We start from the raw sequence: 26,783 nt of genomic DNA on the forward strand, positions 1-26,783 counted from the left end.
GGAAAAACGAAATCTTCACGGCCACATACTCCCCTATTCCCTTATTCCCCTACGGCCTTAAACAGCTATCTTTCTCGTATGCGCATTGGTCGACAGCGCATCGGTGAGGTCGCCGAAGCTCATCAGGCGGCCAACGGGGCCGACACCCGCGATGGTCGGCTTGCTGTCGAGGAACAGGCGACCTGCAAGGTCCGTCAGGCGTTCCGGCGTGATCAGGGAAAGGCGTTCCATCAATTCGTTATTGTCGACCGGGCGGCCATAGAGCAGGAACTGGCGGGCCAGCTGGCCTGCGCGGCTGGCTGCACTTTCCTGCGACATCAGAAGGCTGGCGCGATATTGCGCCCGGGCGCGATTGACTTCCTCGATACTGATCGAATCCGCCGCCTTGTGCAGCTCGTCAATGATGACCGGAACCAGTTCCACCAGTTCATCGCGACCCGTGGCGGCATGGATGCCGAACAGGCCGGTATCCGAAAAGCCCCAATGGAAGGCATAGACCGAATAGCACAGGCCGCGCTTTTCGCGCACTTCCTGGAACAGGCGGGAAGACATGCCGCCGCCCAGCACCATGGACAGAAGCTGCGAGGCATAGAAGTCGCGCACATGATAGGCGCGGCCTTCAAAGCCGATTAGCACCTGCGCATCCATCAATTCGCGGTTTTCGCGGAAGTCGCCGCCGACATAGGTGGCAAGCTCAAGCGTCGGGGCCGTGTTATGGGCACGGAAACCACCGAGGCGTTTTTCAACTTCCTTGACGAAAGCATCGTGGTCCACGCCACCGGCAGCCGTTACGACCATGCGGTCGGCGCTGTATTGCTCGTCCATATACTGGCGCAGATCGGCGGAAGAGAAGGACATCACCGTATCCGGCTCGCCAAGAATGGCGCGGCCGATGGGCTGGTGACGATAGGCTGTTTCGGTGAAACGGTCGAAGACGATATCGTCCGGCGTGTCGTGCGCCGCGCCGATCTCCTGCATGATCACCTGCTTTTCGCGCTCCAGTTCGGCTTCGTCGAACTTCGATGCGGTCAGGATGTCGGAGAGGATATCAATGGCGAGAGGCATGTCATCGCGCATCACGCGCGCGTAATAGGATGTAGTCTCGACGCTGGTTGCGGCGTTGATCTCGCCGCCCACATCTTCGATATCCGAGGCGATTTGCCAGGCAGAGCGGTTTTCCGTGCCCTTGAAGGCCATATGTTCGAGGAGATGGGCTATTCCGTGCCGGTTGGCGGCTTCGTTTCTCGCGCCGGCTTTAACCCAGATTCCAAGCGCCACGCTTTCCACATGCGGCATGGTATCGGTGGCTATCGTCAACCCATTGGGAAGACGCGTTACTTCAACACCCATAAGCGAACTGCTCCCTGCATTCCCCGCTCTGACTTTTCATGGGCCCGATCCGGTTCGGGGTCGGGCTCAAATTTCCTTTCCGGAGCCTCAGGCGTGGGCTCTGGAATGGCGGCTTACATATTCTTCTACGATTTTCAGGTCGTTGTGAAGAACTGTGAAGCTTTCTTTTCGTTGCATCAAGTCCGACAGCCATGCCGGGAGCTGCGGTTCGACACCGCATGCAGCCTTTACGGCATCGGGGAATTTGGCCGGATGCGCGGTGGCGAGCGCTACCATCGGTGCTGCGCCGGACACATTTTCGCGAGCCACTTTTACGCCAATGGCCGAATGCGGATCGAGAAGATAACCGTCATCAGCCAGCACCGACTTGATCGTTTCCGCCGTTTCCGCAACCGTCGAGCGGCCTGCGGAGAATTCGGCGCGGATCGCCGAAAGCGGCTTTTCGGAAATGGTGAAGCCGCCCGATTGCTTCAGGCTCTGCATAAGGCCGCGCACGGCAGCATCATCGCGGTCATGGGCCTCGAACAGCAGACGTTCGAAATTGGACGAAATCTGGATATCCATCGACGGCGAGGTGGTCTGGGCCACACCGCGCATTTCATAAGCGCCGGTGTCGAGCGTGCGCGACAGAATGTCGTTGTCGTTGGTTGCGACGATCAGGCGTTCGATGGGCAGACCCATGCGCTTGGCCACATAGCCTGCGAAAATATCGCCGAAATTGCCGGTCGGAACAGTGAAGGACACCGGACGGTCCGGCGCGCCGAGGCTCAGCGCAGCGGTGAAATAATAGACCACCTGCGGCATGATACGCGCCCAGTTGATCGAATTCACACCCGAAAGCGACAGCGCATCGCGGAAGGCGAGGTCGTTGAACATGCCTTTGACGAGGTTCTGGCAGTCGTCGAAATTGCCTTCGATGGACAGCGCATGAACATTGGCGAAGCCCGACGAAGTCATCTGGCGCTGCTGCACCGGCGAGACGCGGCCATTCGGGAACAGGATGAAGATGTCCGTGTTGTCGCGACCGCCAAAGGCTTCGATTGCCGCACCGCCGGTATCGCCAGAGGTTGCGCCGACGATGGTGGCGCGCTCGCCACGGCTTGCCAGCACATAGTCCATCATGCGCGCCAGAAGCTGCATGGCGACGTCCTTGAAGGCGAGCGTCGGGCCGTGGAAGAGTTCGAGCACGAATTCATTCGCGCCGGTCTGGACGAGCGGACACACGGCATCATGACGGAAGGTGCCATAGGCTTCGCGCACCATGCGTTCGAAATCGGCCTGCGGAATTTCGCCACCGGTGAAGGGCGTCAGCACGGCCAGCGCGATTTCGACATAGGATTTTCCGCGCAGGCTGCGGATTTGTTCTGGAGAAAACTGCGGGTATTCCTGCGGCAGATAGAGGCCGCCATCGCGGGCAAGTCCGGCGAGCAATGCATCGCTAAAACCCAGGACCGGGGCTTCGCCGCGTGTGCTTACATATTTCATTTCGTCAGGCCTTCATTCCAGATATCTGCCCAGATCGGCTGCGCATGTCTCATTCGACGCGCATCTTATTGGGATGCGTTTCAAAGCTGTGCAAATGCAATAGGGCGTCCATAAAAAAGCCGCAAGAAATTAAAACATCCCGGAGGGGGTGGGGTTGCTCTTCGCGGCAAAAAACGGGAAAACGTCATCGCGCACTGTTTTGTGCGCAGTGGTATAAAGCATTTCCAGCAAAAGTGCGAAGCGGTTTTGCGTTGGGAAATGTGGCGGCGGAACAAATTGGGGTGGTCCGGCGGTTTCAATGAAATCGGCGCGCTCTCAAACAAACGAATTAATGCAGGGAAGCCCGGTTTATGCAGAAAGCATCACAGAATCGTTCATCGTTGTTTCCAGTCTTTGCAACGGTTTTGCTCGCAGCGCTTGCGGGTTGCACGACCAGTGGCAGCGAAAAGCCTGGCGATATGGCGGCTGAAGGTCCAAAGCGCATCAGCGCATCTGAGCTTCGCGCCTATTGCCCGACGGTGACGCTGCGTGACGGAACCGCCTTCTTCAGCACCTATGCCAAGGGCGGCGACAAGGACCCGGCACAGGTGGTCTATCAGGCATCGCTGACCGATGTGACGCGTTCGTGCCAGTATGGCGACGGCAACATTACCATCGATGTGGCTGCCGCTGGCAAGGTTGTGCCCGGTCCGAAATATAAGAGCGGCACCATCACCATGCCGGTGCGTGTGGCCGTGCGTCAGGGTGATCAGGTGGTCTATTCCAAGCTGCACAAGCAGGCGGTCACCATCACCAACGGCGATACCGCGACCCAGTTCGTCTTCAACGACAAGGGCATTTCGCTGCCAATGCCGGACAAGCAGAATATCCAGATTTTCGTCGGCTTCGATGAAGGCCCGAATCCCAAGTAATTTTCGCAGCGCCTGATAGGGCGGAGCGCTTATCGGAAAACCAGATGCGCGGGGCAAAACCCGCGCATTTTTTGTTGCCTGCGCGCGATATTGGTACAGTCGCGAACGTCGATATATTTGCGAGCTCTAATACAAAAACAAAACTGCCAATAAATTAATATTGTTCCCAAAAGATGCGGTTCGTGTAATAGTCATATCGTTTTTATATGTTTATATTGATGCTGTGGGTCTGTGCTTATATTTAATATAGCTGCTTATGCGGGATAAGCAGTATAGTCCCTGCCACAGATCGTTTGCGAGGTTTCAAGGGCGGATGGTGCGCAGGCGGAGCAGTGGCGGCAGCCTTTTCAATCCAGTTCCTCTTATCCTTCTCTTGCTGCTTCTCTGTGGAGCGGTCGCCGGGCATTGGGTTGGCGAAAAACTACGAAGAATGGGCGATGAGCGACAGGTGAATGCCTATATGGAGGCATTGCTTTCCTATGCGGGGCGGCTGATCGACTCGGCGCACAATACTCTCGATCAGGCGGAACAGTCGCCCCACAGGGTTTGCTCCGCCGATGAGCGGGTCTATCTGCGCAGAATTCTCTTCAAAGCCTATCAGATCAAGGATATCGGCCGGCTGATCGATGGCCGGTTGAACTGTTCGACGCTGCTGCCGGATCTGGCGCGGCAGGAACCGCGCTCCACGGCGGATGTGCTGCTGCCTGACGGAACCTACGTCTATGCCGACCGCCCGCTGGTTACGCCGGGAACCTATGGCCCGGTGATGGGCAAGGGCAACTCCAATGTCGTTCTAAGCCCGGCGGCCTTCGATTTCATGCATACGCCGGGCTATGCCTTCGCCCTGTTCATGAGCGACCAGTCGCGCGAGAATTTCGCCCGCTTCTATGAATATCCGGCCAATGCCGATCTGGAGCCGTTATCGGGCGGGCGTATAAGGGACTTTGTCGAAAAGCATGACCAGCTGAACGCCTATGCCTGCGAACCGGACAAGCTCATCTGTCTCACGCTGAGGACGGAGATCGACCGCACAAGCCTGCATGCGCGGCTGCGATCATTTCTTTCCATTGTGCTTGGCATGTTGGCGGCTGGCAGTCTTGGCCTTGGCTGGCGCGTCTATAATAATCGCGACCGTTCGCTGATGACGCTCCTGTCCAGAGCGCTGACAAAAAAGGAACTGGAGGTTGTCTACCAGCCGGTAGTCAATGTTGCCAGTGGCGCGATTGTCGGTTTTGAGGCTCTGATACGCTGGGAGATTCATAAGGGAGACTTTGTTCCGCCGGATGTTTTCATTACGCGGGCGGAGAAGAGCGGGCTGATCCATCGCATAACGCTTTATGTAATCGATGCAGTGATCAGCGAAATGGGCGAGCTGTTGCGCGCCAAGCCCGGCTTGCGCATCAATATCAACATAAGCGCCCGCGACCTGCATGACATGGAATTCGCCAACCGGCTGGAGGCGCGGCTGGTGAAAGCGTCCATCGACCCGCAGCAGATCGGTCTGGAGCTGACCGAGCGTACAGCGGTGGATTTTGCGAAGGCTTCCGGTGCGATCCATCATTTGCGCGAGAAGGGGCATCGCATCTATATCGATGATTTTGGAACAGGCTATTCCAGCCTGGCTTATCTCGGCGCGTTGAATGTGGATGCGATCAAGATCGATAAGACGTTCACGCGGACCGTCGATAATGGCAGCACGGTTTCGATCGTTCCGCAGATATTGGCCATGGCGCGGCAGCATTGTCTGGACGTGGTTGTTGAAGGTGTGGAAACGGAGGCGCAGGCGCTCTATTTCGCCAGGGAAAGTGCGGGCGACAGCGCGCCGGTCAAGGCGCAGGGCTGGTATTTCGGCAAGCCGGTCTCTGCGATCATCGCGCGAACGCTGGTGGTTGCAAAACCCGCAAAACCCGTAAAACGCCGGAAGACGACCCGAAAAGGCTCGTTTCTGGGCATTGGCGGCGAGCCGCGTGGTTAGATAGACTGATGTCTTACCGCATTCTGTGAATATCCTAAAAGCAAAACGCGCTTTAGCTAAAATTCGAATTAAATTCGACAGCGATGTTCAAACGAAAAGCAACGAGTCTGCGCTAGTCTGCACCCATGAAACAGAAATATGAACGTATTCTCGAACCGACGGATACCTGGGCGATCTTCGAGACGTCTACGGGTGAGCCTGTCATGATGGGGACCCGGCTGCTGATCGGTCTTGCCGAGCAGGAAGCCGAAGAGCTGCTGGCCATCCTCAACGCGCCGCCGAAGGGGCGCAGCAAACGCTCCGCCGCCTGAGTGTCTGTTCCAAAAGTCGCCATGCCGGACTGCAAATGGCAATCTGAGTTTTGTATTCGCATAATCTGATCCGAAAAGTCTGCAACTTTTCTGGATTGCGCGAGGCTCCCGGTGCTCACGTACCCAAAAGTACGGCTCAAGCTCCGGTTCTCGAAATCACCATTTTCGCCACGGCCTGTCGCTTTTTGATTCAGACACTGAAGCAGTACAGACGATAGCCCGAACGTTCGGGCTATCGCGATATTTGGATCAAACCGGACAGCGTGCCGGCATCTTGTGTGTCAGGCGTCGGTCCAGATCGATAGCGCGTTGATGACGCTCGCCAGATCCTTGTGACGGTGGATCACCGTCTCGGCGCCAGCATCCGTCAGGCGGTCGGCATGGCCGGGATAGGTGTGCGCGCCACCCGTAAAGCCGATGACGCGCATACCGGCGGCACGCGCGCCATGGATGCCGTGCACGGAATCCTCGATCACGATCACATTGCTTGGATCGGCATCGAATTGCTTGGCCGCATAAAGGAACACATCCGGCGCGGGCTTGGTCTTTTTGGTGCCGACTTCCTTTGCCGAAAAAATATTCGGTGCAAAGAGATCGTAAAGCTCAACGCGCTTCAGCATGGTTTCCAGCCGTGCGCTGGTCGAGTTGGAGCAGATGCATTTCGGCAGCTTCAATGCCGAAACCACTTCCACAATATCATCGACAGCCTGCACCTCGTTCTTGAGGCGCTCATCGAGAATGCTTTCCGATTTATCGATCAGCGAAGCGGAAAGCGCTATGCCTGCCTCGCGCTCGACCGTCAGCAGGATGTCCTGCCAGGTGAGACCGGCGAAACGTTCGGCCAGTTCGTCGGCGGAAATCTGAAAACCGGCATCGGTCAGAAGCACGGATTCGACTTCCGCAGCGATGATTTCGGAATCCACCAAAACGCCATCGCAATCGAAAATGATGAGGGACGGAGCCGCCATGTGGGTAGCCTTCTTATCGGGAGGAGGACGCATTCACACTTGCGGGAACGCATCGGGAATATTGAAGGATCAGCTACAACTTTATAGCCCTAGCGTCAAACTTCACCGGAGACCTCGCGCCGTCTGCGGTCCAGCTCTTCGCTATAGCGCCTGAGCGTATGCGCTTCACTCAACAGGCCCATGACCTTGCGTTCCTGCGCATTGTTGACCACGGCGAGCGCTTCGCTTTCGGAACGGTCAAACCGCACGACAGCTTCCTTTGCGTTCATTTGCGGCAACAGGAATTCATCCTGATACTTCAAAAGCTCGCTGATGCTGTGGTTTTCCGAACTGTCGAAACTGTCGGCATAGACTTCCGGCACGGGGATCATGCCGACATAGCGTCCTTGCGCGTCCACCGCGATGACCCGCTGGGTGGAACCAAGCGGGAAATCGTGGCGGAAGGTTTCGATATCCGTGTCGATCAGCACGGTGCGCACATCGTGACGCATCATGCGGCTGACGGTCAGATTGCGTATCCAGCCAATATCATGCGCCGAGCGGATGGCTTCGCCGCGCAGGTGGAAGCGCCAGGTGGCGAAGGAGTAGCCGAAGGTCTTGCGGACCATCAGCGAGGAGGACACGACGGCGCCCAGCACCAGCATGGAAATCGGAAAATCGCCGGTCAGTTCCAGCGCGAGAAAGGTCATGGTCATAGGGCCGCCGACGATGGCGACGGCCAGTGATGACATGCCGATCACCGCATAGACTTCCGGCGCAAGCGTCAGGCTGGTTGGCAGCACCACGCCCGCGACCGCCGCGAAAAGCTTGCCGGTCAATGCGCCCAGAAACAGCGATGCGAAGAACAGGCCGCCGCGAAAGCCGGAGCCGATGGAAATTGCCGAGGCCAGCGATTTCGTCAGGATCAGCAACAGCAGCGCCGAGATGGTAATATTCGCATTCAGATCGAGATGCAGCGCGCCATGGCCGGACGCCAGCACCTGCGGCGAGAAGAAGGCGATCAGACCGACGATGGCCCCGCCGATAGCCGGTGTCAGTACATTGGGCAGAAAACTGCGCCGGGTGATTTGCTCGACGAATGTTACGCCGCGCATGATCAAAATGGCGATCCCTGCCGAAACAAAGCCCAGCAGCAATGCGGGCACGTAGTCACGTGGGGTGATGGCGTCGATGTTGCCGATATCGATCAGAAAAGGTGTGCCCCCAATGGCCTGCGTCACCAAAGTGCCGACAATCGCCGCGACGACCACCGGGGCCAGTGTGGCGATGGAATAAACGCCAATGATAAGCTCGAATGCATAAAATGCGCCGGTGAGGGGCGCGTTGAACGCGCTGGCAATGGCCGCTGCCGCACCACAGCCGACCAGCGTGCGCAAGTCGGCCCGGCGCAGTTTGAGTGCACGCCCGATGCGCGATGCGAAGCCGCTGGCAAGCTGCGTATATGCGGCCTCAAGGCCAACCGAAGCGCCAAAGCCGTTGGAAATCAGGTTTTGCCCGACGAGAATAAAGCTATCGGTGAGCGACAGGCGACCGCCATGCAAGGCATTGGCTTCGATGGGGTCGACGATGGGGCGCTTGCGCCAACGCGCCAGCACCCAGATGACCACCCCCATGAGGATGCCGCCAGCCAGCGGCGCGATGAAGGCGCTGGGATAAAGCTGCGCCGCAGAACTGAGCTTTTCGCCGGGTTCCAGCGCAAATAGCGCCTGATGCATCCATTGCGATATGCCGCCGATGGCCGCAACGGCAAGGCCGGATATGATACCGATCACCACACCCGCGATGACGAGACCGATTTCGCTGCCGCGCACAACGGCGCGCATTCGGAAGGGAACGAAGAACACCCTCAAATAACGGTTATGGCGCAGTTCTGCGAAATTCATATGCAAAAACCTGACAGGCGCGGTTCGGTCGGCTCAGTTGCCTCGAAGGCTGATTGTTCGCAAATCATAGCCGGAAAGGGATAACCAAGCCTTATTGGTGACGACGCATTACCCGTCGGCCTTTGCATTTCGATGACGGCGTTAAGATGGCAGTCGTGAAATTGTTCAGCATCGTTTGAAAGGAAAAAGCCCGGAAAGCCGGGACTTTGTTGCCTTTTTAAGAAAAGGTTTACGATTTCAATACCTTGGCGTTAACGCCATATTTACCCTACCCGGTAACCATAAGGACAAGTTTTCGCGTCCACAGGTAATCGAGTATCCCATGTCCCTAGTACGTCTTGCCCATGAGTTGCCCATCGAGGCCCCGCGTACCGCCTGGCTCGACTCCATCATCAAGGGTGATTGCGTTTCCGCTCTGGAGCGCCTGCCGGATCATTCCGTCGATGTCATCTTTGCCGATCCGCCCTACAATCTTCAGCTGGGTGGCGATCTGCATCGCCCGGATCAGTCGATGGTCAGCGCTGTTGACGATCATTGGGACCAGTTCGAGAGCTTTCAGGCTTATGACGCTTTCACCCGCGCCTGGCTTTTGGCCTGCCGCCGTGTTTTGAAGCCGAATGGCACGATCTGGGTTATCGGCTCCTATCACAATATTTTCCGCGTCGGCACACAGTTGCAGGATCTGGGCTTCTGGCTCCTTAATGACGTGATCTGGCGCAAGACCAATCCGATGCCGAACTTCCGCGGACGTCGTTTCCAGAACGCGCATGAGACGTTGATCTGGGCATCGCGCGACCAGAAGGGCAAAGGCTACACCTTCAATTATGAAGCGATGAAAGCCGCCAATGACGATGTGCAGATGCGCTCGGACTGGCTGTTCCCGATCTGCACGGGTTCAGAACGCCTGAAGGACGAGAACGGTGACAAGGTTCATCCGACGCAGAAGCCGGAAGCGCTCCTGGCCCGCATCATGATGGCTTCGAGCAAGCCGGGAGACGTTATTCTCGACCCATTCTTCGGTTCCGGCACGACCGGCGCGGTGGCGAAGCGTCTCGGACGCCATTTTGTGGGTATCGAACGCGAACAGACCTATATCGACGCCGCAACCGCTCGCATCGATGCAGTCGAGCCGCTCGGCAAGGCCGAACTGACCGTCATGACCGGCAAGCGCGCTGAACCGCGTGTGGCTTTCACCAGCGTGCTGGAAGCAGGTCTCTTACGTCCGGGAACGGTTCTTTGCGATGCGCGCCGTCGTTATGCGGCGATCGTTCGCGCTGACGGCACTTTGGCGGCCAATGGCGAAGCTGGTTCGATCCATCGTATTGGCGCCAAGGTGCAAGGGTTCGACGCCTGCAATGGCTGGACCTTCTGGCATTTTGAACAAGAAGGCGTGCTGAAACCTATCGACGATCTGCGCAAAGTTATCCGCGACGAGATGGCAGCAGCAGGCGCCTGAGCATAATTCTCATCGGACGGCCTCCAGCAAAGTCTGATCATGGAGCGCCCGGAGCGAATGCTTCGGGCGCTTTCGCTTTTATCAGAACGTAAGGCCGAGGGACTTCAGGTCGACGGCGAGTTTGGGTGCACCGGTGAAATGAACGGCCTGCCAGCCGGCAGCTTTTGCGCCGTCCACATTATGCAGCGAGTCATCGATGAACAGCGTTGCCGCCGGGTCAAGGTCGAACGCCGCGACATGCGCGTCGTAGATTTCCCGGTCGGGTTTCAGCATCTTCACGTCGCCCGAAACGGTGACACCCCGGCTTTCCGTCAGAAAAGGAAACCGGACCTGCGCTTCGCGGAAGGTGTCTGAGGCGAAATTGGTCAGCATGGTGACATCGTTCCCCGAGGCGATCAGCCCGCGCAGAATGGCGACACTTTCATCATAGGCATGCGGCACCATGCGCGACCAGTTTTGCCGGAAAGCCAGAATCTGCTCGCGCCATTCCGGGTGGGTGTCGATCAACAGCGCTTCGGCATCCCGCCAGCTACGCCCGCGATCCTGTTCGACATTCCACGGACCCGTGCAGACCGTTTCCAGAAACCAGCGCCGCCGCTCGGTGTCGGGAATGATGTCGAGATAGGCCAGTTCCGGATCGTAATGGATGAGAACCTTGCCGATATCGAAAACGACATGTTTGATTGGAGAGATCACGGTTTCTTCCTTTTGGGTTTGCCAGTCTGTTTGAAGGCATCCGGCACCGCCGCTGCAATGGCTTTCTTCATCACGGTGGGCAAAGCTTCTCCGGCGAGCTCGTCCGGCGCTGACCACCAGCCATTTGCGGCCAAACGCTCGCTCACATTCTCGGCGCGGTAGACCGAGAGGCGCAATTCGAAATGGGTGAAGACATGGGTAATGCTGCCCGCCGGTTTCCATGAAGCCGGGAAGGGGGCCGCGTTGACGGTCGCGTCGCCATCGATACGCGCGGTCCACGGGCTGCCCGGCACTTCCGTCATGCCCGCAAGCAGGCCTTCGCCTTTTCGCTTGCGCAGAAAGATTGCGCCGTCTCCGCTCATGGCAACGAAAGCCGCACCAGTGCGGATCGGCTTTTCCGCCTTCGGCGCCTTGACCGGAAATTCCTCCGGGTCGCGGGTGGCGAGTGCGATGCAGTTATCATTGACCGGGCAGATCGCGCAGGCCGGTCGGCGCGGTGTGCAGATCGTTGCTCCGAGGTCCATCATTGCTTGTGCGAAGTCGCCGGGGCGGTCTGACGGCGTCATCCCGGCCATCAGGGCGCGGATTTGCGGCTTGGCGGCTGGCAGTGGCGTGTCGATGGCATAGAGCCGCGAAATGACGCGCTCGACATTGCCGTCCACCACTGCGGCATTTTCGCCGAAGGCAATTGCGGCAATGGCTGCCGATGTGTAGTCGCCGATGCCGGGCAGTTCCTTCAGGGCTGCGGCGTTGCCTGGAAATTTGCCGCCATATTGTGCGGCAACGAGGTCGGCGCATTTCTTGAGGTTGCGGGCGCGGGAATAGTAACCAAGCCCGGCCCATGCGCGCAGAATGTCGTCTTCGCTGGCGTTCGCCATGGCGCGCACGTTCGGCCAGCGTGCGACGAAAGCGGTGAAATAGGATTTCACGGCCTCAACAGTCGTCTGTTGAAGCATGATTTCCGAAAGCCAGACCCGGTAAGGATCGGGCCGTATGCCGCGCGTCTGTTCTGAGGGCGTCACGCGCCAGGGCAGAACACGGTGATGGCGATCATACCAGCTCAAAAGCTGGCCGCTGCGTGTGGAGCCGCTTTTGGCTTGAGGCGAAGCAGTGATCGGGCGGGCGGTGGAGTTCAAAGTCGCAGCGGCTTTCCAAAAAATGTCACGTTTACTGTAGTTGATAGAAAAAACAGCGATAGTGTAAAGCCAAACATTGTCAGCACTTGGCAAATGGGTCTGGCGCGTTACAAATCCTCCCATCGCGCTTTTGCCGTGGAAAGAGAATCAGTGATTAATTCCGTACCGGTTTATGTCATCAATCTCGCGCGTTCGCGAGACCGATGGGAGCGCCTGCAACAAAGCGCTGACGCGTTTTCGCTCGATCTGCGGCGCGTCGAGGCTGTGGAAGGCAAGCTGTTGCAGCCGGACGAGCTTGGCGATTTCGATGAGGCCGGTTTCCGGCGCTGCCATGGCAAAATCGCCATGCCTGCCGAAATTGGTTGCTATTTCAGCCACATTAGCGCCCTTGAAGTCATCGCTGCGGCCCCGGAACCCTTTGCCGTTCTGGTCGAGGACGATGTCCTGTTTACGCCCGCTTTTATGCCCTTCGTTGAAAAAGCGATCCGAATCAGCGGTTGGGATGCGATCAAACTGGTCAATCACCGCACGGCGGCATTCCGGTCTTTCCGTCAAGTCGATGACGAGTTCGCGATCGGGCGTTGTCTGCATGGACCGCTGGGAAGCTCTGCTGCTTATATCGTGACACGGGAAGGGGCTGCGAAACTGCTGGCTGGGATACGCCCCATGCGGGTCCCTTACGATGTTGCACTTGAACGAGGATGGGCTGGCCATTACGAGATTTTCACTACCGACAAACCGGTGGTGGAATTCTCCGAGGTTGCTGTATCGACAATTGCACAGGGCCGTTCAGCTTACGCTAAAAAGCGATTGCCGCCATACAAAAGGCTAACTACGCTTTTTTTCAGGACTGCCGATTATGTCAGGCGAATCGTTTATGCACTTGCGAAGAGGAATCTCAGAGAGGCAACCGATTGAGTTATTTCAAAAAATCCTTTTTAGTTCGCCGCAAGGTAGATCCCTGGATTTTGGGCGTGGCCTCGGCGGCGATGCCTATCCGGGTCGGCCTCGGTCCTTTGATTTTATTCGTCTTTTCTTGCATCGGGATCTATATGGCTTGCGGCCGCCATGCGGTCGCGCGGCTCCATTGCAAGAAATTCTATATTTTCATTCTGCTTTATGCGGCCTGGTCGCTTGGGCTGATCCTGTTTCGCGGTGAACCGTTCAACGATAACCGTCAGATCGGCTATACGCTGCTGATTGCGGTTTTCGCCTTTGCAGGCTCCGGCATGGCTTTGATCCGCGACCCGCTGCGCGCCTATGTGCTTGGCGCGCGTGTCGGCGTCCTCGTCGCCACTATTGCTGCGCTGTATCTGGCGGTCACCGCTGGCGGACGTATCGGGATCGGCGGCAATCAGGCGGTTTTTGCCTTTGTTGTAGGCGTCTCGGCCATCTCGGCAGCGATACCTTTGCGCCAGGCATCGCGCTATCTCCCGAACGGGCCGCACTGGCTCGTGCTTGGTCTGGCGGCGGTTTTGACCTCCGAAACCCGGGCCGTGATCGTGGTTCTGCCTATCTTTGCTGCGATTGAAATCATTTTCTTTCTGAAGCGTTTCAGCATCCGCCAGCAGGGGAGTGTTTACGCCGCGCTGGGCGTTGCTTTGGCGGCGCTGGTTGTCGTCGGTCCTGTCGGCGACATCATTTCGAAGCGCTTTTCGGGCATGATCGAGTATTACGACACCGGTGACAGCAAGCAGTGGGAAGACAAGATTTCTGCCGATATTCGTGAGGTGCTGTGGAAAAGCGCCAGCAAGATCATCGTGCAGCATCCGATTGCGGGCGTCGGTTCCTATTCCAAAATGGATGAGGTGCGGACGGAAGCGGGCGAACAGGCTCCGATGCTGGCTGGTTTCCGCCATGTGCACAATACTGTTCTCGACGAATTGCTGAATGACGGTATCATCGGCCTGATCTTCATGACCGGTGCCTTCCTGTCTATTTTCGTCTATCTGTGGCGAACCGCAGATAGCTGGGCAATGCGCAGGGCCCTGATTTATTTCGCGGTGGTCAGCGGCAGTTACGGCATGCTGCACAATCCGCTGCTGCACGAAGTCACGATTTCGTCGACCATGTTCTTCCTTGCGGCGCTGAATGCAGCCGCGTCCCGTCGGGTCATGGCCGCACGGCGTGCCGGACTTGAAATGTGCGTATTCGGAAAGAAGTCGATTGCATGAAAGCGATAGTAACGGGGGCCGCCGGTTTCATCGGATACCACACGGCGCAACGCCTGCTGGACGAAGGCTGGCAGGTTGTCGGCATCGATAATGTCAATGACTACTATCAGGTCGAGCTGAAGGAAACGCGGCTCGCCAAGCTCCTCGCACGCGACGGCTTTCGTTTTGCCAAAGCCGATATTGCGGATGCGGAAGCGATCAAGAATGCCATTGGCGCGGATAGGGACGCCGATGTGATCGTACATCTCGCCGCGCAGGCGGGCGTGCGTTATTCCATCGAAAACCCGGCTGCCTATGTTTCGGCCAATGTCATGGGGCAGGTCAATATTTTCGAGACCGCGCTGAAGCTCGAGAAGCGCCCGCCTGTGGTCTATGCCAGTTCGTCTTCGGTTTATGGCGCAAACGAGAAAATTCCTTTTTCAGAAAGCGATCCGGTCAATCATCCGGTATCGGTCTATGCCGCGACGAAGCGCTCGGGCGAATTGCTGGCTTTTTCCTACAGCCATGTACACAAGCTGCATTCGACGGGCTTGCGCTTTTTCACGGTTTACGGCCCCTTTGGACGACCGGATATGGCGCCATGGCTTTTCACTTCGGCGATCCTGAAAGGGGAGCCCATCCGCGTTTTCAACAATGGCGAGATGCAGCGCGATTTTACGTTCGTGGAGGATATCGTCAGCGGCGTTGTCGGCGCGGTAAAGCGCATTCTGGAAAAGCCGCAGGAAACGGCACCGGTCTATAATCTCGGCAACAACCGCCCGGTCATGCTCAATGATTTCATTGCGGCAATCGAGAAGGCGACAGGTAGGGAAGCGATCCGCAGGCTTGAACCGATGCCTGCCGCAGACGTTCCACGCACCTATGCGGATATCACGCTGGCCACCCGCGATCTGGGTTTCAGCCCCAAAACGACGCTCGATGAAGGTATTCCTTTGTTTGTGGAGTGGTTTCGCGGCTATAATGGAGCGCGATGAGCGAGCCAAAATCAAAACGCGGATTTCGACCGCTGGCGGATATGACCTCGGGTCTGATGGACCCGATGCTCCAGAAACGTGCGGGCATCAATCTCTCGCTCCTGCAATCCTGGGAAGATATCGTCGGCCCGGCCATTGGCGCCACATCGCGCCCGTTGCGTATTCTCTGGCCGCGTCGCCTGCATGAAGATGACCCATTCAAACCTGCGACCTTGATCATCGCTTGCGAAGGTTTTGCCGCCTTACAGATCCAGCACGAGACCGGCGAAATCATCAGTCGCGTCAATGGCTTTCTTGGCTTTTCGGCCATCGGGCGCATCCGCATCGAGCAAAAGCCACCCGCTATACCGGCCAAGCGCCGGGCCAAGCGGCTTGCTCCGCTGGCCCCTTCGGAAGAGCGCCGGATCGACAAGGCAACGGACGGAATCGAGGATGATGCCTTGCGGGCGGCACTTGCACGGCTTGGCAAGAATATTCTGGCGGAAAAGCGAAGTTCCGGCAAAAAGACGGATTAAGCTCAGTGCGTTGCCAGAAACTTCCTGCAATTGCAAAAACGCTTAATTGCGATACAAGCCGCCATAAATTTGATGCAAGGCTTCGGCAGTTTGCAGCGAGTTGAAGCAAGAACTGGGCTAGTCGTTCTGCATATGGAAACAATATCGGTGGTCTGCTGACTTTCATGTGAACGATGCGGGTCTGGCGAATATTTCTCGGCCGCCTTAGATTATATATCGAACAACCAAATGAAACAGGACTGGATGATTCGGATGCCTGCAGTGCTTAATCGCAGACACGTCATTTCTCTCGCTGGATCGGCTGCTGCCGGACTGGCTTTTGCAGGAGCTTCTGCAACGGGCGCTCTGGCGCAGGACCGTGCCCCGGAAGGCACTGTCGATGCGGCGAAGATCGCCGAGCCGGGCAAGCTCAAGGATATGGTCTACGGCAAGGCCGATGCACCGGTGACGATCATCGAATATGCATCGCTGACCTGCCCGCATTGCGCCGAATTCACGATCAATACTTTCCCGAAGATCAAGGAAAAATATATCGATACAGGCAAGGCGCGGCTCATCTTCCGCGAATTCCCGTTCGATCCGCGCGCAACCGCTGCGTTCATGCTGGCGCGCTGCGCTCCGGAAGATCGCTATTTCCCGATGGTCGACGTGTTCTTCAAGCAGCAGCAACAGTGGGCAACCGCCGAAGATGGTGAAGCCGCCCTGCTACAAATCGCAAAACTTGCCGGTTTTACACAGGAGTCCTTCAAGGCTTGCTTGACGAACCAGCAAGTTCTCGATGATGTGAGAGCCACGATGGAACGTGGATCGAAGGATTATGGAGTCAACGCGACGCCAACCTTCTTCATCAACGGCCAAAAATACGCTGGAGCCCTTTCGGTTGACGAAATGTCGGCAATCATCGACAAGCTTCTCTGACCCGTTTTCCCGGATGAAAAGCGGACGTATCATTGCGTCCGCTTTTGTCGTTTCTGGAATGGGCGATAAAACTGGAGGCGCTTGCTGATGCGCTTTTCCAAACTGCGCCTTGTCGGTTTCAAGTCCTTCGTCGAGCCGATGGAGTTCGTCATCGAAGGCGGGCTGACCGGCGTTGTCGGGCCGAATGGCTGCGGCAAATCCAATCTGGTGGAAGCCTTGCGCTGGGTGATGGGTGAAAACTCATACAAGAACATGCGCGCTTCTGGCATGGACGATGTCATTTTTTCCGGTTCCGCCACGCGCCCGGCGCGCAATACAGCGGAAGTGACGCTTTTCCTCGACAATTCCGACCGCACGGCTCCCGCGAGCTATAACGACGCCGATGAGTTGCAGGTGTCGCGCCGTATCGAGCGCGAGGCAGGCTCCGTCTATCGCATCAATGGCAAGGAAGCTCGCGCCAAGGATGTGCAGTTGCTCTTTGCGGATCAATCGACCGGCGCGCGTTCGCCGTCCATGGTCGGGCAGGGGCGCATCGGCGAACTCATTCAGGCAAAACCACAGGCACGCCGTGCGCTTCTGGAAGAAGCTGCCGGTATTTCCGGCCTGCATACGCGTCGCCACGAAGCGGAACTACGCCTGCGTGCTGCCGAGGGCAATCTCGACCGTCTTGACGATGTGGTCGGCGAGTTGGGTAGCCAGATCGAAAGCCTGAAGCGTCAGGCGCGTCAGGCAAACCGTTTCAAGGCGCTTTCCGCGGATATTCGCCGTGCGGAAGCCGCCTTGCTGCATCTGCGCTGGAGCCAGGCCAAAGCGCAGGAAGGGGAGGCACAAAGCGCCTTGTCGGCTGCGACCGCGACTGTCGGCGATATGGCGCAGGCGCAGATGAACGCGGCTCGCGATCAGGCGGTCGGCGCGCATAAGTTGCCGGAACTGCGCGAGGCCGAAGCCAAGGCCGCTGCCGCCTTGCAGCGCCTTTCAATTGCCCGCACCCAGCTGGACGAAGAGGACGGACGCATTCGCGCCCGCCGCGCCGAGCTGATGAAGCGGCTGGAACAGCTGACTGCCGACATTGCTCGCGAAGAGCAGATGGTGCGCGAGAATGCCGATATTCTGGCGAAACTGGAAGAAGAAGAGCAGGAACTGGTCGCTTCCAACGAAGCATCGGGCGAGCGCGACGAGGAATTGCGTGCGCTGTTCGAAGAGGCGGAAATTCGCCTGACCGATAGCGAAGGCGCGCTGGCGCGGGTGACCGCCGAACGGGCGGAAGCGACCGCCGAACGGGCGCAGATCGAACGCGCTTTGAAGGAAACGCAGGATCGCCGCGACCGCCTTGCCGTGCAGATGGACGCCATCGAGCGCGATATTGCCACTGTCGTCCAGCAGATCGGCGGTCTGTTCGACCCGGCTGAAAAGCGCATCGTGGTTGATGCCTGTGCGGATGCGCTTGCTGCGGCTGAAGAAGCGGTTGTTGCGGCAGAAGAACTGGTCGCAGGCGCACGCGAAGTGGAAGCGGCAAGCCGACAGCCTCTGAACGAAGCGCGCACGGAACTGAACCGCATCGAGACCGAAGCGCAGACGCTGGCGCGTATTCTCAATGCTGGCGAAACCGGCCTGTTTCCGCCGGTGGTGGAAGAGCTGCGCGTTGAAAAGGGTTATGAAATCGCCCTCGGCGCAGCCTTGGGTGAAGACCTCGACGCGGCAAGCGACGACAATGCACCGGTCTATTGGGCTTATAATCCGGCACCGGAAGCCGATCCGGCCTTGCCACAAGGGGCAACGCCGCTCGACCGCTTGGTCGATGGGCCGCAGCAATTGCGCCGCAGGCTGGCCCAAGTCGGCGTTGTGTCGGACAGTGATGGTCAGCGATTGCAGGCGCTTTTGCGTCCCGGCCAGCGGCTGGTGAGCAAGGCCGGTGCGCTGTGGCGCTGGGATGGTTATACGGCAAGCGCCGATGCGCCGACACCGGCAGCACAACGTCTGGCACAGAAGAACCGCCTGAGCGAACTGGAGCAGGAATCGGTTGTCGCCCGCAACGGCGTCGATGAGGCCGAACAGGCAGTGCGCCGCGCCGAAGCTTCGGTGCGCGAAGCCGTCGAACATGAGCGTGTCGCCCGCGATCAGTGGCGCACCAATCAGCGCAAGCTGGACGAGGCGCGTGAAGCGCTGGCGGTCGCCGAGCGTGCGGCAGGGCAGCTTGCAACCCGCCGTTCGGCTCTGGACGAATCCAAGGCGCGGCTGGAAGAAAATCTGGAAGAAGCGCAGATCCGCGTCGCGGAAGCGGAAGACCGGCTCGGTGAAATGCCGGATCTGGAGGCCATTGCGCAACGCCTTGCAGCGCTGACGAGCGAAGTCCTCTCCGACCGCACGGCTTTGGCCGAAGCACGCGCCGCTTATGAAGGGCTGCGTCGTGAGGCCGAAGCGCGGTTGCGCCGTCTGGACATGATTGCGCTGGAGCGACGCAACTGGATTTCGCGCGCGGAAAATGCCGACCGGCAGATTGCGTCGCTGAACGACCGTCGCGCCGAGACGGCAGACGAGGCGGAAGGTCTGGCCGAAGCGCCGGACGAGATCGAGGCGCGCCGCCGGGCGCTGTTGAACGAGCTTTCCCTGGCGGATGATCGTCGTAAAGAAGCCGCTGATATTCTGGCCGAGGCTGAGACCGCGCAGGCCGAACTCGACAAGGCCGCGACGCTTGCCATTCAGCATCTGGCATCAAGCCGCGAGCAGCGTGCCCGCGCCGAAGAACGCCTTGCCGCAGCCGAAGAGCGGCGCAAGGATGCGGAAGTCCGTATCGTTGAGGCGCTCAACTGTGCGCCGCATGAAGCGATCCGCCATACCGGGCTGAAGGCCGATGATGCTATTCCCGACCCCGATCAGCTGGAACGCCAGCTGGAGCGGCTCAAGATCGAGCGCGAGCGGCTTGGCGCGGTGAACCTGCGCGCGGAAGAGGAAAGCCAGGAGCTTTCGGACCGTCTCGACGCGATCGTATCCGAGCGCGAGGATGTCATCGAGGCGATCAAGAAATTGCGCCAGGCGATCCAGAGCCTGAACCGCGAAGGACGCGAGCGTCTGCTGGCTGCCTTCGAGGTGGTGAATGTGCAGTTCCAGCGCCTGTTCACGCATCTGTTCGGCGGCGGCACGGCGGAACTACAACTGATTGAAAGCGACGATCCGCTGGAAGCCGGGCTTGAAATTCTCGCCCGTCCACCCGGGAAAAAGCCACAGACCATGACGCTGCTTTCAGGCGGCGAGCAAGCGCTGACTGCCATGGCGCTGATCTTTGCGGTGTTTCTCACCAATCCCGCGCCGATCTGCGTGCTGGACGAAGTGGACGCGCCACTCGACGACCACAATGTTGAGCGCTATTGCAATCTGATGGACGAGATGGCGGCTTCAACCGAAACTCGTTTCGTGGTCATCACGCATAATCCGATCACCATGGCGCGTATGAATCGTCTGTTCGGCGTCACCATGGGCGAGCAGGGTGTCAGCCAGCTTGTTTCGGTCGATCTCCAAACGGCGGAACGCCTGCGTGAAGCGAGCTGATCACGCTTCGTATTTTTCGGGATGTGCTTCAGACCTGACGTCTATTCTTCTTCCACGTCTTCATCGTCGTCATCGGATTCGATGACTTCCCAGATGAAGGCGTGAAGGCGGTCTTCGATACTCTTTTTGGAAGCGCCTGCCGCTTCCATTTCACGTTTGATCCGGAAGAACCGATCCTTGTCGGCCTGGGATAAGTATCGCGCTGCGGCTTCGAGGGCTGACAAGGATGTGGACATGGGCTGCTCTAATTTTCACTCCATACTGCGAGTTCATTACCCGCCGGATCAGTGAAATGAAAGCGGCGTCCGCCCGGAAATGCAAAGATCGGCTTGACGATGGTGCCGCCAGCTTCGGTCACGGCTTGAAGCGCGGTTTCGAGCCTCAGCGCATAAAGCACGGGTAGGGGCTTCGATGTCGCTTGCGGGTCGGCGTCAAAGCCGCCGTCCAGCCCCTCGGAATAGGCCGAATAAGTGGGACCGTAATCGGTGAACGACCAGCCGAATGCCCGTGCATAAAAGCTTTTTGTCGCGTCGAGTGAGCCATTGGCGGCGGGCATTTCCAGATAATCGAGTTTGCCAGTTGTGCGCATCATCATCTCCAAGTGTTCATTATTTGTTCTTATTTTTGAGGCAACTGAGAAGGAGAGTCAATCGTCCAGTGTGGACCTCAACTGTTGAATCGTTTCGATTGTCGCGCCCCAACTTTTTCGTTGGCGCAGATAAGGTGATTGCATAAGCAACGGGGAGGGGTTGCGACTGCCTCAGGGGTTCATGAACCGGTCGTGTTCTGGCAGCTCGTCCTTGAGACGTTTTCTAAAAGTTGTGTGGCTTTTTATTTTGCCGTTGTCGCTCTCCCCAATCGCTTTTTTCAGCTTTCACGAAGCCGCGCCACGAATTCTTCGAAACTGTGATTGAGTTTCACATCGGCGACCTCATTTGCGCTAGTCCTGCCTTAGCGGTTCGGCCGGTTTAACTGTAACTTGTTTTATACGTTCGATCAGCATCTCTATTTGTCCATCGTTACGAAAAATACGAAATTTAGATCAATTTACGCCTTACGCATATTCTAGCCAGACATAAGGGTCGAATTTAACTAATCTAAAAAAGATAGTAAAAAACGTTTGTCTGTGGAATTATCCAAATCGACACTACCGAAATTCCAACCTGATTTTCGTCCCGGAGTTGGGAGCTGACTTTTGGCAAGCAGCAGGATTGGGTTGGTTGGCACGTTTGTGAGGTCAGGAGTTCATCGTGGCAATCATGTTCGTCAGAGCACAGATGATCAGCAGAGGGGCGGGCCGTAATATTATCTCCGCGGCTTCTTATCGGCATCGCACCCGGATGAGAGACGAACAGACCGGAATCTCATTCAACTATCGTGGTGGCGACGATGATCTGGTCCATGAAGAGCTGGCTTTGCCGGAAGATGTTCCGGGTTGGTTACGGTTGGCGATAGATGGCAAGACCGCCGCGGGTGCGAGCGAAGTGTTGTGGAACGCCGTCGATGCATTTGAGACGCGGGTGGATGCACAGCTTGCTCGTGAGCTGATTATTGCGCTCCCAGAAGAACTGACGCGGGCGGAGAATATTGCCCTGGTGCAGGAGTTCGTCCGGGACAATCTGACTGTGAAGGGTATGATTGCTGACTGGGTCTATCACGACAAGGATGGTGATCCCCATATTCACCTGCTGACTGCGCTCAGACCCCTGACAGAAACGGGTTTTGGTCCCAAATATGTGCCGGTTCTCCGACCTGACGGGAAACCATTGCGTGAGGTAAAGTCGAACCGCCATAACGGGGATATTGTTTATACGTGTTGGGCTGGTGACAGAGAGACCATGAAAGCGTGGAAGGTTGCTTGGGCAGAGACGGCGAGCCGCTACTTGGCTCTGGCTGGCCATGATATTCGCCTTGATGGGCGCTCTTACGCTGAACAGGGTCTGGATGGAATTGCCCAGAAACATCTTGGGCCAGCAAAGACTGCAATGGCTCGCAAGGGCGTGGAGATGTATTTCGCGCCGGCCGAACTTGCGCGTCGGCAGGAAATGGCTGATCGACTGCTTGCTGACCCCGGACTTCTTCTCAAACGCCTCGGCATTGAGCGTTCGACCTTTGATGAGAAGGATATCGCCAGGACATTGCATCGTTATGTTGATGATCCGGGCGATTTTGCCAATATTCGCTCACGGCTGATGGCGTCTGACGATCTAGTACTGTTGAAGCCGCAACAGGTGGATCAGCAAACCGGCAAGGCAAACGAGCCCGCAATTTTTACCACCCGCGAGATCCTGCGGATTGAATATGACATGGCGCAGTCAGCTGAGGTTTTGTCAAAGCGCAAGGGCGTTGGAATTGGTGCTGCGAAGATTGAAGCGGGCATCCAAAAATTCGAAACGGCGGATCCGGGCAAATCTTTTAAGCTTGATCTGGAGCAGATTGACGCCATTCGTCATCTTACTGGCGACAGTGCCATCTCCGCCGTGGTCGGGCTTGCGGGCGCTGGCAAGTCGACGCTTCTTGCCACTGCCCGTATTGCCTGGGAAAATGAGCGCAGGGATGTCTTCGGAGCAGCCTTATCCGGTAAAGCTGCGGAAGGATTGGAGGATAGCTCTGGCATAAAATCGCGAACCCTTGCCGCTTGGGAACTTGGCTGGGAGAATGGTCGTGATCTTCTCAAACGCGGAGACATCTTCGTAGTGGACGAAGCCGGCATGGTGTCTTCTGAGCAGATGGCACGCGTGTTGAAGGCGGTTGAGAATGCCGGTGCAAAAGCCGTTCTGGTCGGTGATGCGATGCAGCTTCAGCCGATCCAGGCCGGTGCAGCCTTCCGGGCAATAACGGAGCGGATTGGTTTCGCCGAGCTTGCCGGTGTCCGCCGCCAACGAGAAGCCTGGGCACGCGATGCCTCCAGGCTTTTTGCGCGGGGCAAGGTCGAAGAGGGGCTCGATGCCTATGCTCAAAAGGGGCACATAATCGAAGCCGAGCGACGCGCTGAGGTTATAGAACGTCTTGTTGCCGACTGGAGCGATGGGCGCCGAGAGGCGATCGCACAGTCGCGGACGGCAGGGAAAGATGGAAAGCTGCGCGGCGACGAGATGCTGGTGCTCGCTCATACCAATAAAGATGTAAGGCGCTTGAACGAATCCCTGCGCATCGTCATGCACAGGGAGGGTGCTCTGACAAACGCTCGTGAGTTTCGCACAGAGCGCGGCGTTCGAGAATTTGGCTGCGGCGACCGGGTCATCTTTCTAGAAAATGCCCGCTTTGTCGAAACGCGCGCAAAGCATCTTCGTCCGCAATATGTCAAAAACGGTATGCTCGGTACTGTCGTTTCCACCGGTGGCAAAGGTGGGCGTCCGCTGTTATCGATCCGTCTCGACACTGGCCGGGATGTGGTGCTCAGCGAGGACAGCTATCGCAATATCGATCATGGCTATGCTGTGACCATCCATAAATCGCAAGGCGTGACCGTTGGTCGGACATTTGTGCTTGCTACCGGCATGATGGATCAGCATCTGACCTATGTGTCCATGACCCGTCATCATGACCGCGCCGATCTTTATGCGGCGCGGGAGGATTTTGAGCCAAAAGCGGAATGGGGCGGGAAACCGCGGGTTGATCATGCAGCCGGTGTTGCCGGCGAACTGATTGCGACCGGTATGGCAAAGTTCCGGCCACAGGATAAGGATACGGATGAAAGTCCCTATGCTGATGTGAAGATAGATGACGAAACCGTGCATCGGCTCTGGGGCGTCAGTTTGCCCAAGGCGTTGGCTGACGGAGGTGTATCAAAAGATGATACCGCACTTCTCCGAAAAGACGGCGTTGAAATCGTCAAGGTCAAAATCCCTGTCACAGACAAGTTGACCGGCCGGAAGAGTTTTGAGGAACGCGAAGTCGAGCGAAACGTCTGGACGGCAAAGCAGCTCGAAACTGCTATTATACGAAGTGAGCGGATCGAGCGCGAAAACCATAGGCCGGAATTGTTTGGGCAACTGGTTGAACGTCTTGGCCGTTCAGGCGCAAAAACCACGACGCTCGATTTTGAGAATGAAGCTGGTTATCGGGCGCATGCGCATGACTTTGCCCGTCGGCGAGGTATCGACACGCTTGCCGTAGTTATGGCGAGCATAGAAGAGCGTGTCGGACAAAAGCTGGCGTGGCTTGATGACAAGCGCGGACAAGTGGCAAAGCTTTGGGAACGGGCCAGTGTGGCGCTCGATATCATGATCGAACGCAACAAAAGCGTTTCCTATACTGAACAACGTTCGCAGCAGCTTGCAGCACGACCACCTGAAACATCAGAGCAACGAGGCAACAACGGACCTCATCTTCTTCCCCCAATAACCCAGTTCGCCCGCAGCCTCGAAGAGGATGCCCGACGTGCGCAATTACATTCAGATCGCTGGAAGGAGCGGGAGGTCATTCTTCGACAAGTGTTGGGGAAGATATATCGAGATCCAGATGGTGCGCTGGCAAGGCTCAATGCACTTGCCTCCAACAGGCAAATAGAACCGCGAAGCCTTGCTGAGGATATTGCCGCTAAACCAGAACGTTTTGGCCCGATCCGGGGATCGGGTTCTCTGTTTGACGGTCGCGTCGCTCGGGATGAACGCAAGGCCGCGCTTGGCGCTCTTTCTGAACTTGTTCCGCTGGCGCGTGCGCATGCGACAGAATTCCGTCGTCAGGCGGAACGCTTTGGCAAGCGCGAAGAGCAACGTCGCGGCTATATGGCACTGTCGATCCCTGCACCCTCGCAGCAGGCAATGGCCCGCCTTATCGAAGTCGAAGCGGAGAGCAAGCGCGGTGTAACAGATGCCTATAAGACGGCCTTTTCCCATGCTGCGGGGGACCATCAGTTGGTCCAGCAAGTGAAGGCGATCAATGAGGCGTTGACCGCGCGCTTTGGCTGGTCGGCCTTTACCGACAAAGCTGATGCCGTGGCTGAACGCAATATCCTCGAGCGCATGCCGGAGAACCTCAATTCAGATCGGCGCGAGAAACTGACGCGTCTTTTTACCATTATACGCCGTTTTGCCGAGGAACAGCGTCTTGTCGAAACAAGGGACCGCGCGAAGGTCGTTACAACTGCCAGCATCGAGCCAGGCGCGAAAACAAATGCCGTGTTGCCGATGCTGTCAGCTGTGACGGAGTTCAAAGCGCCAATAGAAGATGAGGCAAAGGAGAGGGCGTTCACAGCCAATCATTACCAATACAATCGCGCAGCCCTTGCTAAAACAGCCTCCAACATCTGGCGTGATCCGGCAGGTGCCGTCGACAAAATTGAAGCCTTGATTATCAAAGGTTTTGCGGCTGAGCGCATCGCGGCGGCGGTTGCTAACGATCCCGCAGCCTATGGGGCATTGCGTGGTTCTGACCGCATCATGGATAAATTTCTGGCATCTGGGCGTGAACGAAAGGAAGCCCTTTTGGCTGTCCCGGACGCAGAAAGCCGTGTTCGGTCGTTGGGTGCATCTTACGCGACGGCGCTGAGCAACGAGACCAAAGCGATTACCGGGGAGCGCCAGCGTATGGGAATTGCCATTCCAGGTTTGTCACCTGCAGCCGAAGTGGTATTGCGTGAGCTGACAATGGCGATGCAGAAAAAAGATGCCAAGCTCGACATTGCGGCTCGATTAATTAATGCCGATATCCGTGAGGAATTTAAGTGTGTCAGTCGGGCACTCGACCTCCGTTTCGGTCGCGATGCGATCTTGAAGGGCGAGACGAACCTCATCACGAATGCGTCGTCTATGCAGCGTCTGGCATTTGAAGCACTTTGTGAGCGGTTACAGACCCTCCAGAAGACCGTACGGCTGCAGGCAAGCCAGAAAATCTTGGCCGAACGTCAGCAACGCCGTATCAATCGGGGACGCGACTTATCTCATTGAGCCAAAGCTCAACAATTCACGGTTTTTTACTTGTCTGAGCCTCTCACGGCAGAACAAAATGAAAAATACCAACCTGAAAATTCGTCAAAGAGCCATGTATAGAACGCCTATCATTCGGGTTCTATTGCGTTCAGATGTTGGGTGCAAAGCTCTTCTATTAAAGCGATTAGGATATTCGCGCGTGCTAATAGCCATTTTAATGCTTCCTCTGTGATCTCGAAGTGAGGTGAATAACGGCCCTTGACGTAAGCTTCGTTGACGATATTGAACCAAGCCTTGTAGCGCTGTTGATCCTGAGGCCACGCCTTAGCCAATTCGCTTCGCTTTCCTTCGGCGAGACGTCGCAAGAATTTCAGATTATGCGAAGCTGGGGCGTAATTTGTGGTTACCAAGAGAAAAGTTGAATAAGCCTGTTCAATTGCCTGATGAAGCAGGAAAGCAGCCTCTTTGAAGTCTCCCTCCTGACAATAAAACGCAGCTCCTTTAGCGAATTTACTCGCATGCGGTAGTCGGTCGTCAAAATATTCCTTCGCGATACGATAGGCATCTTCCGGATTGAGAATCCCAGGCCGTGCAAGTGGCTCTGGATCGAGT

The 26,783-nt window shown here is 57.1% G+C and carries 20 protein-coding genes; 11 read left to right on the forward strand and 9 right to left on the reverse strand.

What is annotated here, in order from left to right; all coding sequences use genetic code 11:
* Positions 1-57: 57 nt before the first annotated feature.
* Both D8666_RS09480 and thrC read right to left on the reverse strand, forming a co-directional pair.
* Positions 58-1,350 (reverse strand): M16 family metallopeptidase, encoded by a 1,293-nt coding sequence (locus D8666_RS09480; RefSeq protein WP_109368506.1) that lies wholly within the window; start codon positions 1,348-1,350, stop codon positions 58-60.
* A gap of 87 nt (positions 1,351-1,437) precedes the next feature.
* Positions 1,438-2,835, reverse strand: a complete 1,398-nt coding sequence (thrC, locus tag D8666_RS09485; RefSeq protein ID WP_121537379.1) for a threonine synthase — start codon at positions 2,833-2,835, stop codon at positions 1,438-1,440.
* 350 nt (positions 2,836-3,185) lie between these two features.
* Between thrC and D8666_RS09490 the strand changes: the two genes are divergently transcribed.
* From D8666_RS09490 to D8666_RS09500, 3 genes are all read left to right on the forward strand, one after another.
* Positions 3,186-3,746, forward strand: a complete 561-nt coding sequence (locus D8666_RS09490) for a hypothetical protein (RefSeq protein WP_121537381.1) — start codon at positions 3,186-3,188, stop codon at positions 3,744-3,746.
* A gap of 313 nt (positions 3,747-4,059) precedes the next feature.
* Positions 4,060-5,721, forward strand: coding sequence for an EAL domain-containing protein (locus tag D8666_RS09495; protein ID WP_121537383.1), 1,662 nt, complete (start codon positions 4,060-4,062; stop codon positions 5,719-5,721).
* Positions 5,722-5,846: 125 nt separating this feature from the next.
* Complete coding sequence (locus D8666_RS09500) at positions 5,847-6,032, forward strand: hypothetical protein (RefSeq protein ID WP_109368510.1); 186 nt, start codon at positions 5,847-5,849, stop codon at positions 6,030-6,032.
* A 281-nt stretch (positions 6,033-6,313) separates the two neighbouring features.
* On the opposite strand, the gene D8666_RS09505 is transcribed toward D8666_RS09500, so the two are convergent.
* Both D8666_RS09505 and D8666_RS09510 read right to left on the reverse strand, forming a co-directional pair.
* Positions 6,314-7,000, reverse strand: a complete 687-nt coding sequence (locus tag D8666_RS09505; RefSeq protein ID WP_121537385.1) for an HAD family hydrolase — start codon at positions 6,998-7,000, stop codon at positions 6,314-6,316.
* A gap of 95 nt (positions 7,001-7,095) precedes the next feature.
* Entirely contained in the window at positions 7,096-8,883 is a 1,788-nt protein-coding gene (locus D8666_RS09510) for a chloride channel protein (protein ID WP_121537387.1), read from the reverse strand.
* Positions 8,884-9,205: 322 nt separating this feature from the next.
* Between D8666_RS09510 and D8666_RS09515 the strand changes: the two genes are divergently transcribed.
* Positions 9,206-10,339 carry a site-specific DNA-methyltransferase gene (locus D8666_RS09515; protein ID WP_121537389.1) on the forward strand — a complete coding sequence of 378 codons (1,134 nt, stop codon included), beginning with the start codon at positions 9,206-9,208 and terminating at the stop codon, positions 10,337-10,339.
* An 81-nt stretch (positions 10,340-10,420) separates the two neighbouring features.
* On the opposite strand, the gene D8666_RS09520 is transcribed toward D8666_RS09515, so the two are convergent.
* Positions 10,421-11,035: an HAD family hydrolase gene (locus D8666_RS09520; RefSeq protein ID WP_121537391.1), complete on the reverse strand. Its 615-nt coding sequence runs from the start codon at positions 11,033-11,035 to the stop codon at positions 10,421-10,423.
* Complete coding sequence (gene mutY, locus D8666_RS09525) at positions 11,032-12,150, reverse strand: A/G-specific adenine glycosylase (RefSeq protein ID WP_121537470.1); 1,119 nt, start codon at positions 12,148-12,150, stop codon at positions 11,032-11,034. Before mutY ends, D8666_RS09520 begins: the two co-directional genes overlap by 4 nt.
* Between mutY and D8666_RS09530 the strand changes: the two genes are divergently transcribed.
* From D8666_RS09530 to smc, 6 genes are all read left to right on the forward strand, one after another.
* Positions 12,079-13,089: a glycosyltransferase family 25 protein gene (locus tag D8666_RS09530; RefSeq protein WP_235858909.1), complete on the forward strand. Its 1,011-nt coding sequence runs from the start codon at positions 12,079-12,081 to the stop codon at positions 13,087-13,089. The genes mutY and D8666_RS09530 overlap by 72 nt on opposite strands.
* A gap of 134 nt (positions 13,090-13,223) precedes the next feature.
* A complete protein-coding gene (locus tag D8666_RS09535; RefSeq protein WP_235858910.1) occupies positions 13,224-14,345 on the forward strand; it encodes an O-antigen ligase family protein in 1,122 nt (373 codons plus the stop codon).
* Positions 14,342-15,319, forward strand: coding sequence for an SDR family NAD(P)-dependent oxidoreductase (locus tag D8666_RS09540; RefSeq protein WP_121537395.1), 978 nt, complete (start codon positions 14,342-14,344; stop codon positions 15,317-15,319). The genes D8666_RS09535 and D8666_RS09540 overlap by 4 nt, the downstream gene beginning before the upstream one ends.
* Positions 15,316-15,834 carry a DUF721 domain-containing protein gene (locus tag D8666_RS09545; protein ID WP_109368517.1) on the forward strand — a complete coding sequence of 173 codons (519 nt, stop codon included), beginning with the start codon at positions 15,316-15,318 and terminating at the stop codon, positions 15,832-15,834. Before D8666_RS09540 ends, D8666_RS09545 begins: the two co-directional genes overlap by 4 nt.
* Before the next feature lie 252 nt (positions 15,835-16,086).
* The gene (locus D8666_RS09550) at positions 16,087-16,752 is read left to right on the forward strand and encodes a DsbA family protein (protein WP_109370185.1); all 666 of its coding nucleotides are present in this window, start codon (positions 16,087-16,089) and stop codon (positions 16,750-16,752) included.
* A gap of 87 nt (positions 16,753-16,839) precedes the next feature.
* Complete coding sequence (gene smc / locus D8666_RS09555) at positions 16,840-20,298, forward strand: chromosome segregation protein SMC (RefSeq protein WP_121537397.1); 3,459 nt, start codon at positions 16,840-16,842, stop codon at positions 20,296-20,298.
* Positions 20,299-20,339: 41 nt separating this feature from the next.
* On the opposite strand, the gene D8666_RS09560 is transcribed toward smc, so the two are convergent.
* Both D8666_RS09560 and D8666_RS09565 read right to left on the reverse strand, forming a co-directional pair.
* Positions 20,340-20,534: a hypothetical protein gene (locus tag D8666_RS09560; RefSeq protein WP_109368520.1), complete on the reverse strand. Its 195-nt coding sequence runs from the start codon at positions 20,532-20,534 to the stop codon at positions 20,340-20,342.
* A gap of 8 nt (positions 20,535-20,542) precedes the next feature.
* Positions 20,543-20,887 carry a VOC family protein gene (locus tag D8666_RS09565; RefSeq protein ID WP_121537399.1) on the reverse strand — a complete coding sequence of 115 codons (345 nt, stop codon included), beginning with the start codon at positions 20,885-20,887 and terminating at the stop codon, positions 20,543-20,545.
* A gap of 661 nt (positions 20,888-21,548) precedes the next feature.
* Here D8666_RS09565 and traA point away from each other — a divergent pair.
* Positions 21,549-26,189, forward strand: coding sequence for a Ti-type conjugative transfer relaxase TraA (gene traA / locus D8666_RS09570; protein ID WP_121537401.1), 4,641 nt, complete (start codon positions 21,549-21,551; stop codon positions 26,187-26,189).
* A 110-nt stretch (positions 26,190-26,299) separates the two neighbouring features.
* On the opposite strand, the gene D8666_RS09575 is transcribed toward traA, so the two are convergent.
* Positions 26,300-26,783 (reverse strand): HEPN domain-containing protein (locus D8666_RS09575; protein WP_121537403.1); only part of this gene is annotated, 484 nt, incomplete at its 5' end.

The sequence above is a fragment of the Ochrobactrum soli genome, from assembly GCF_003664555.1.
Taxonomy (GTDB): domain Bacteria; phylum Pseudomonadota; class Alphaproteobacteria; order Rhizobiales; family Rhizobiaceae; genus Brucella; species Brucella teleogrylli.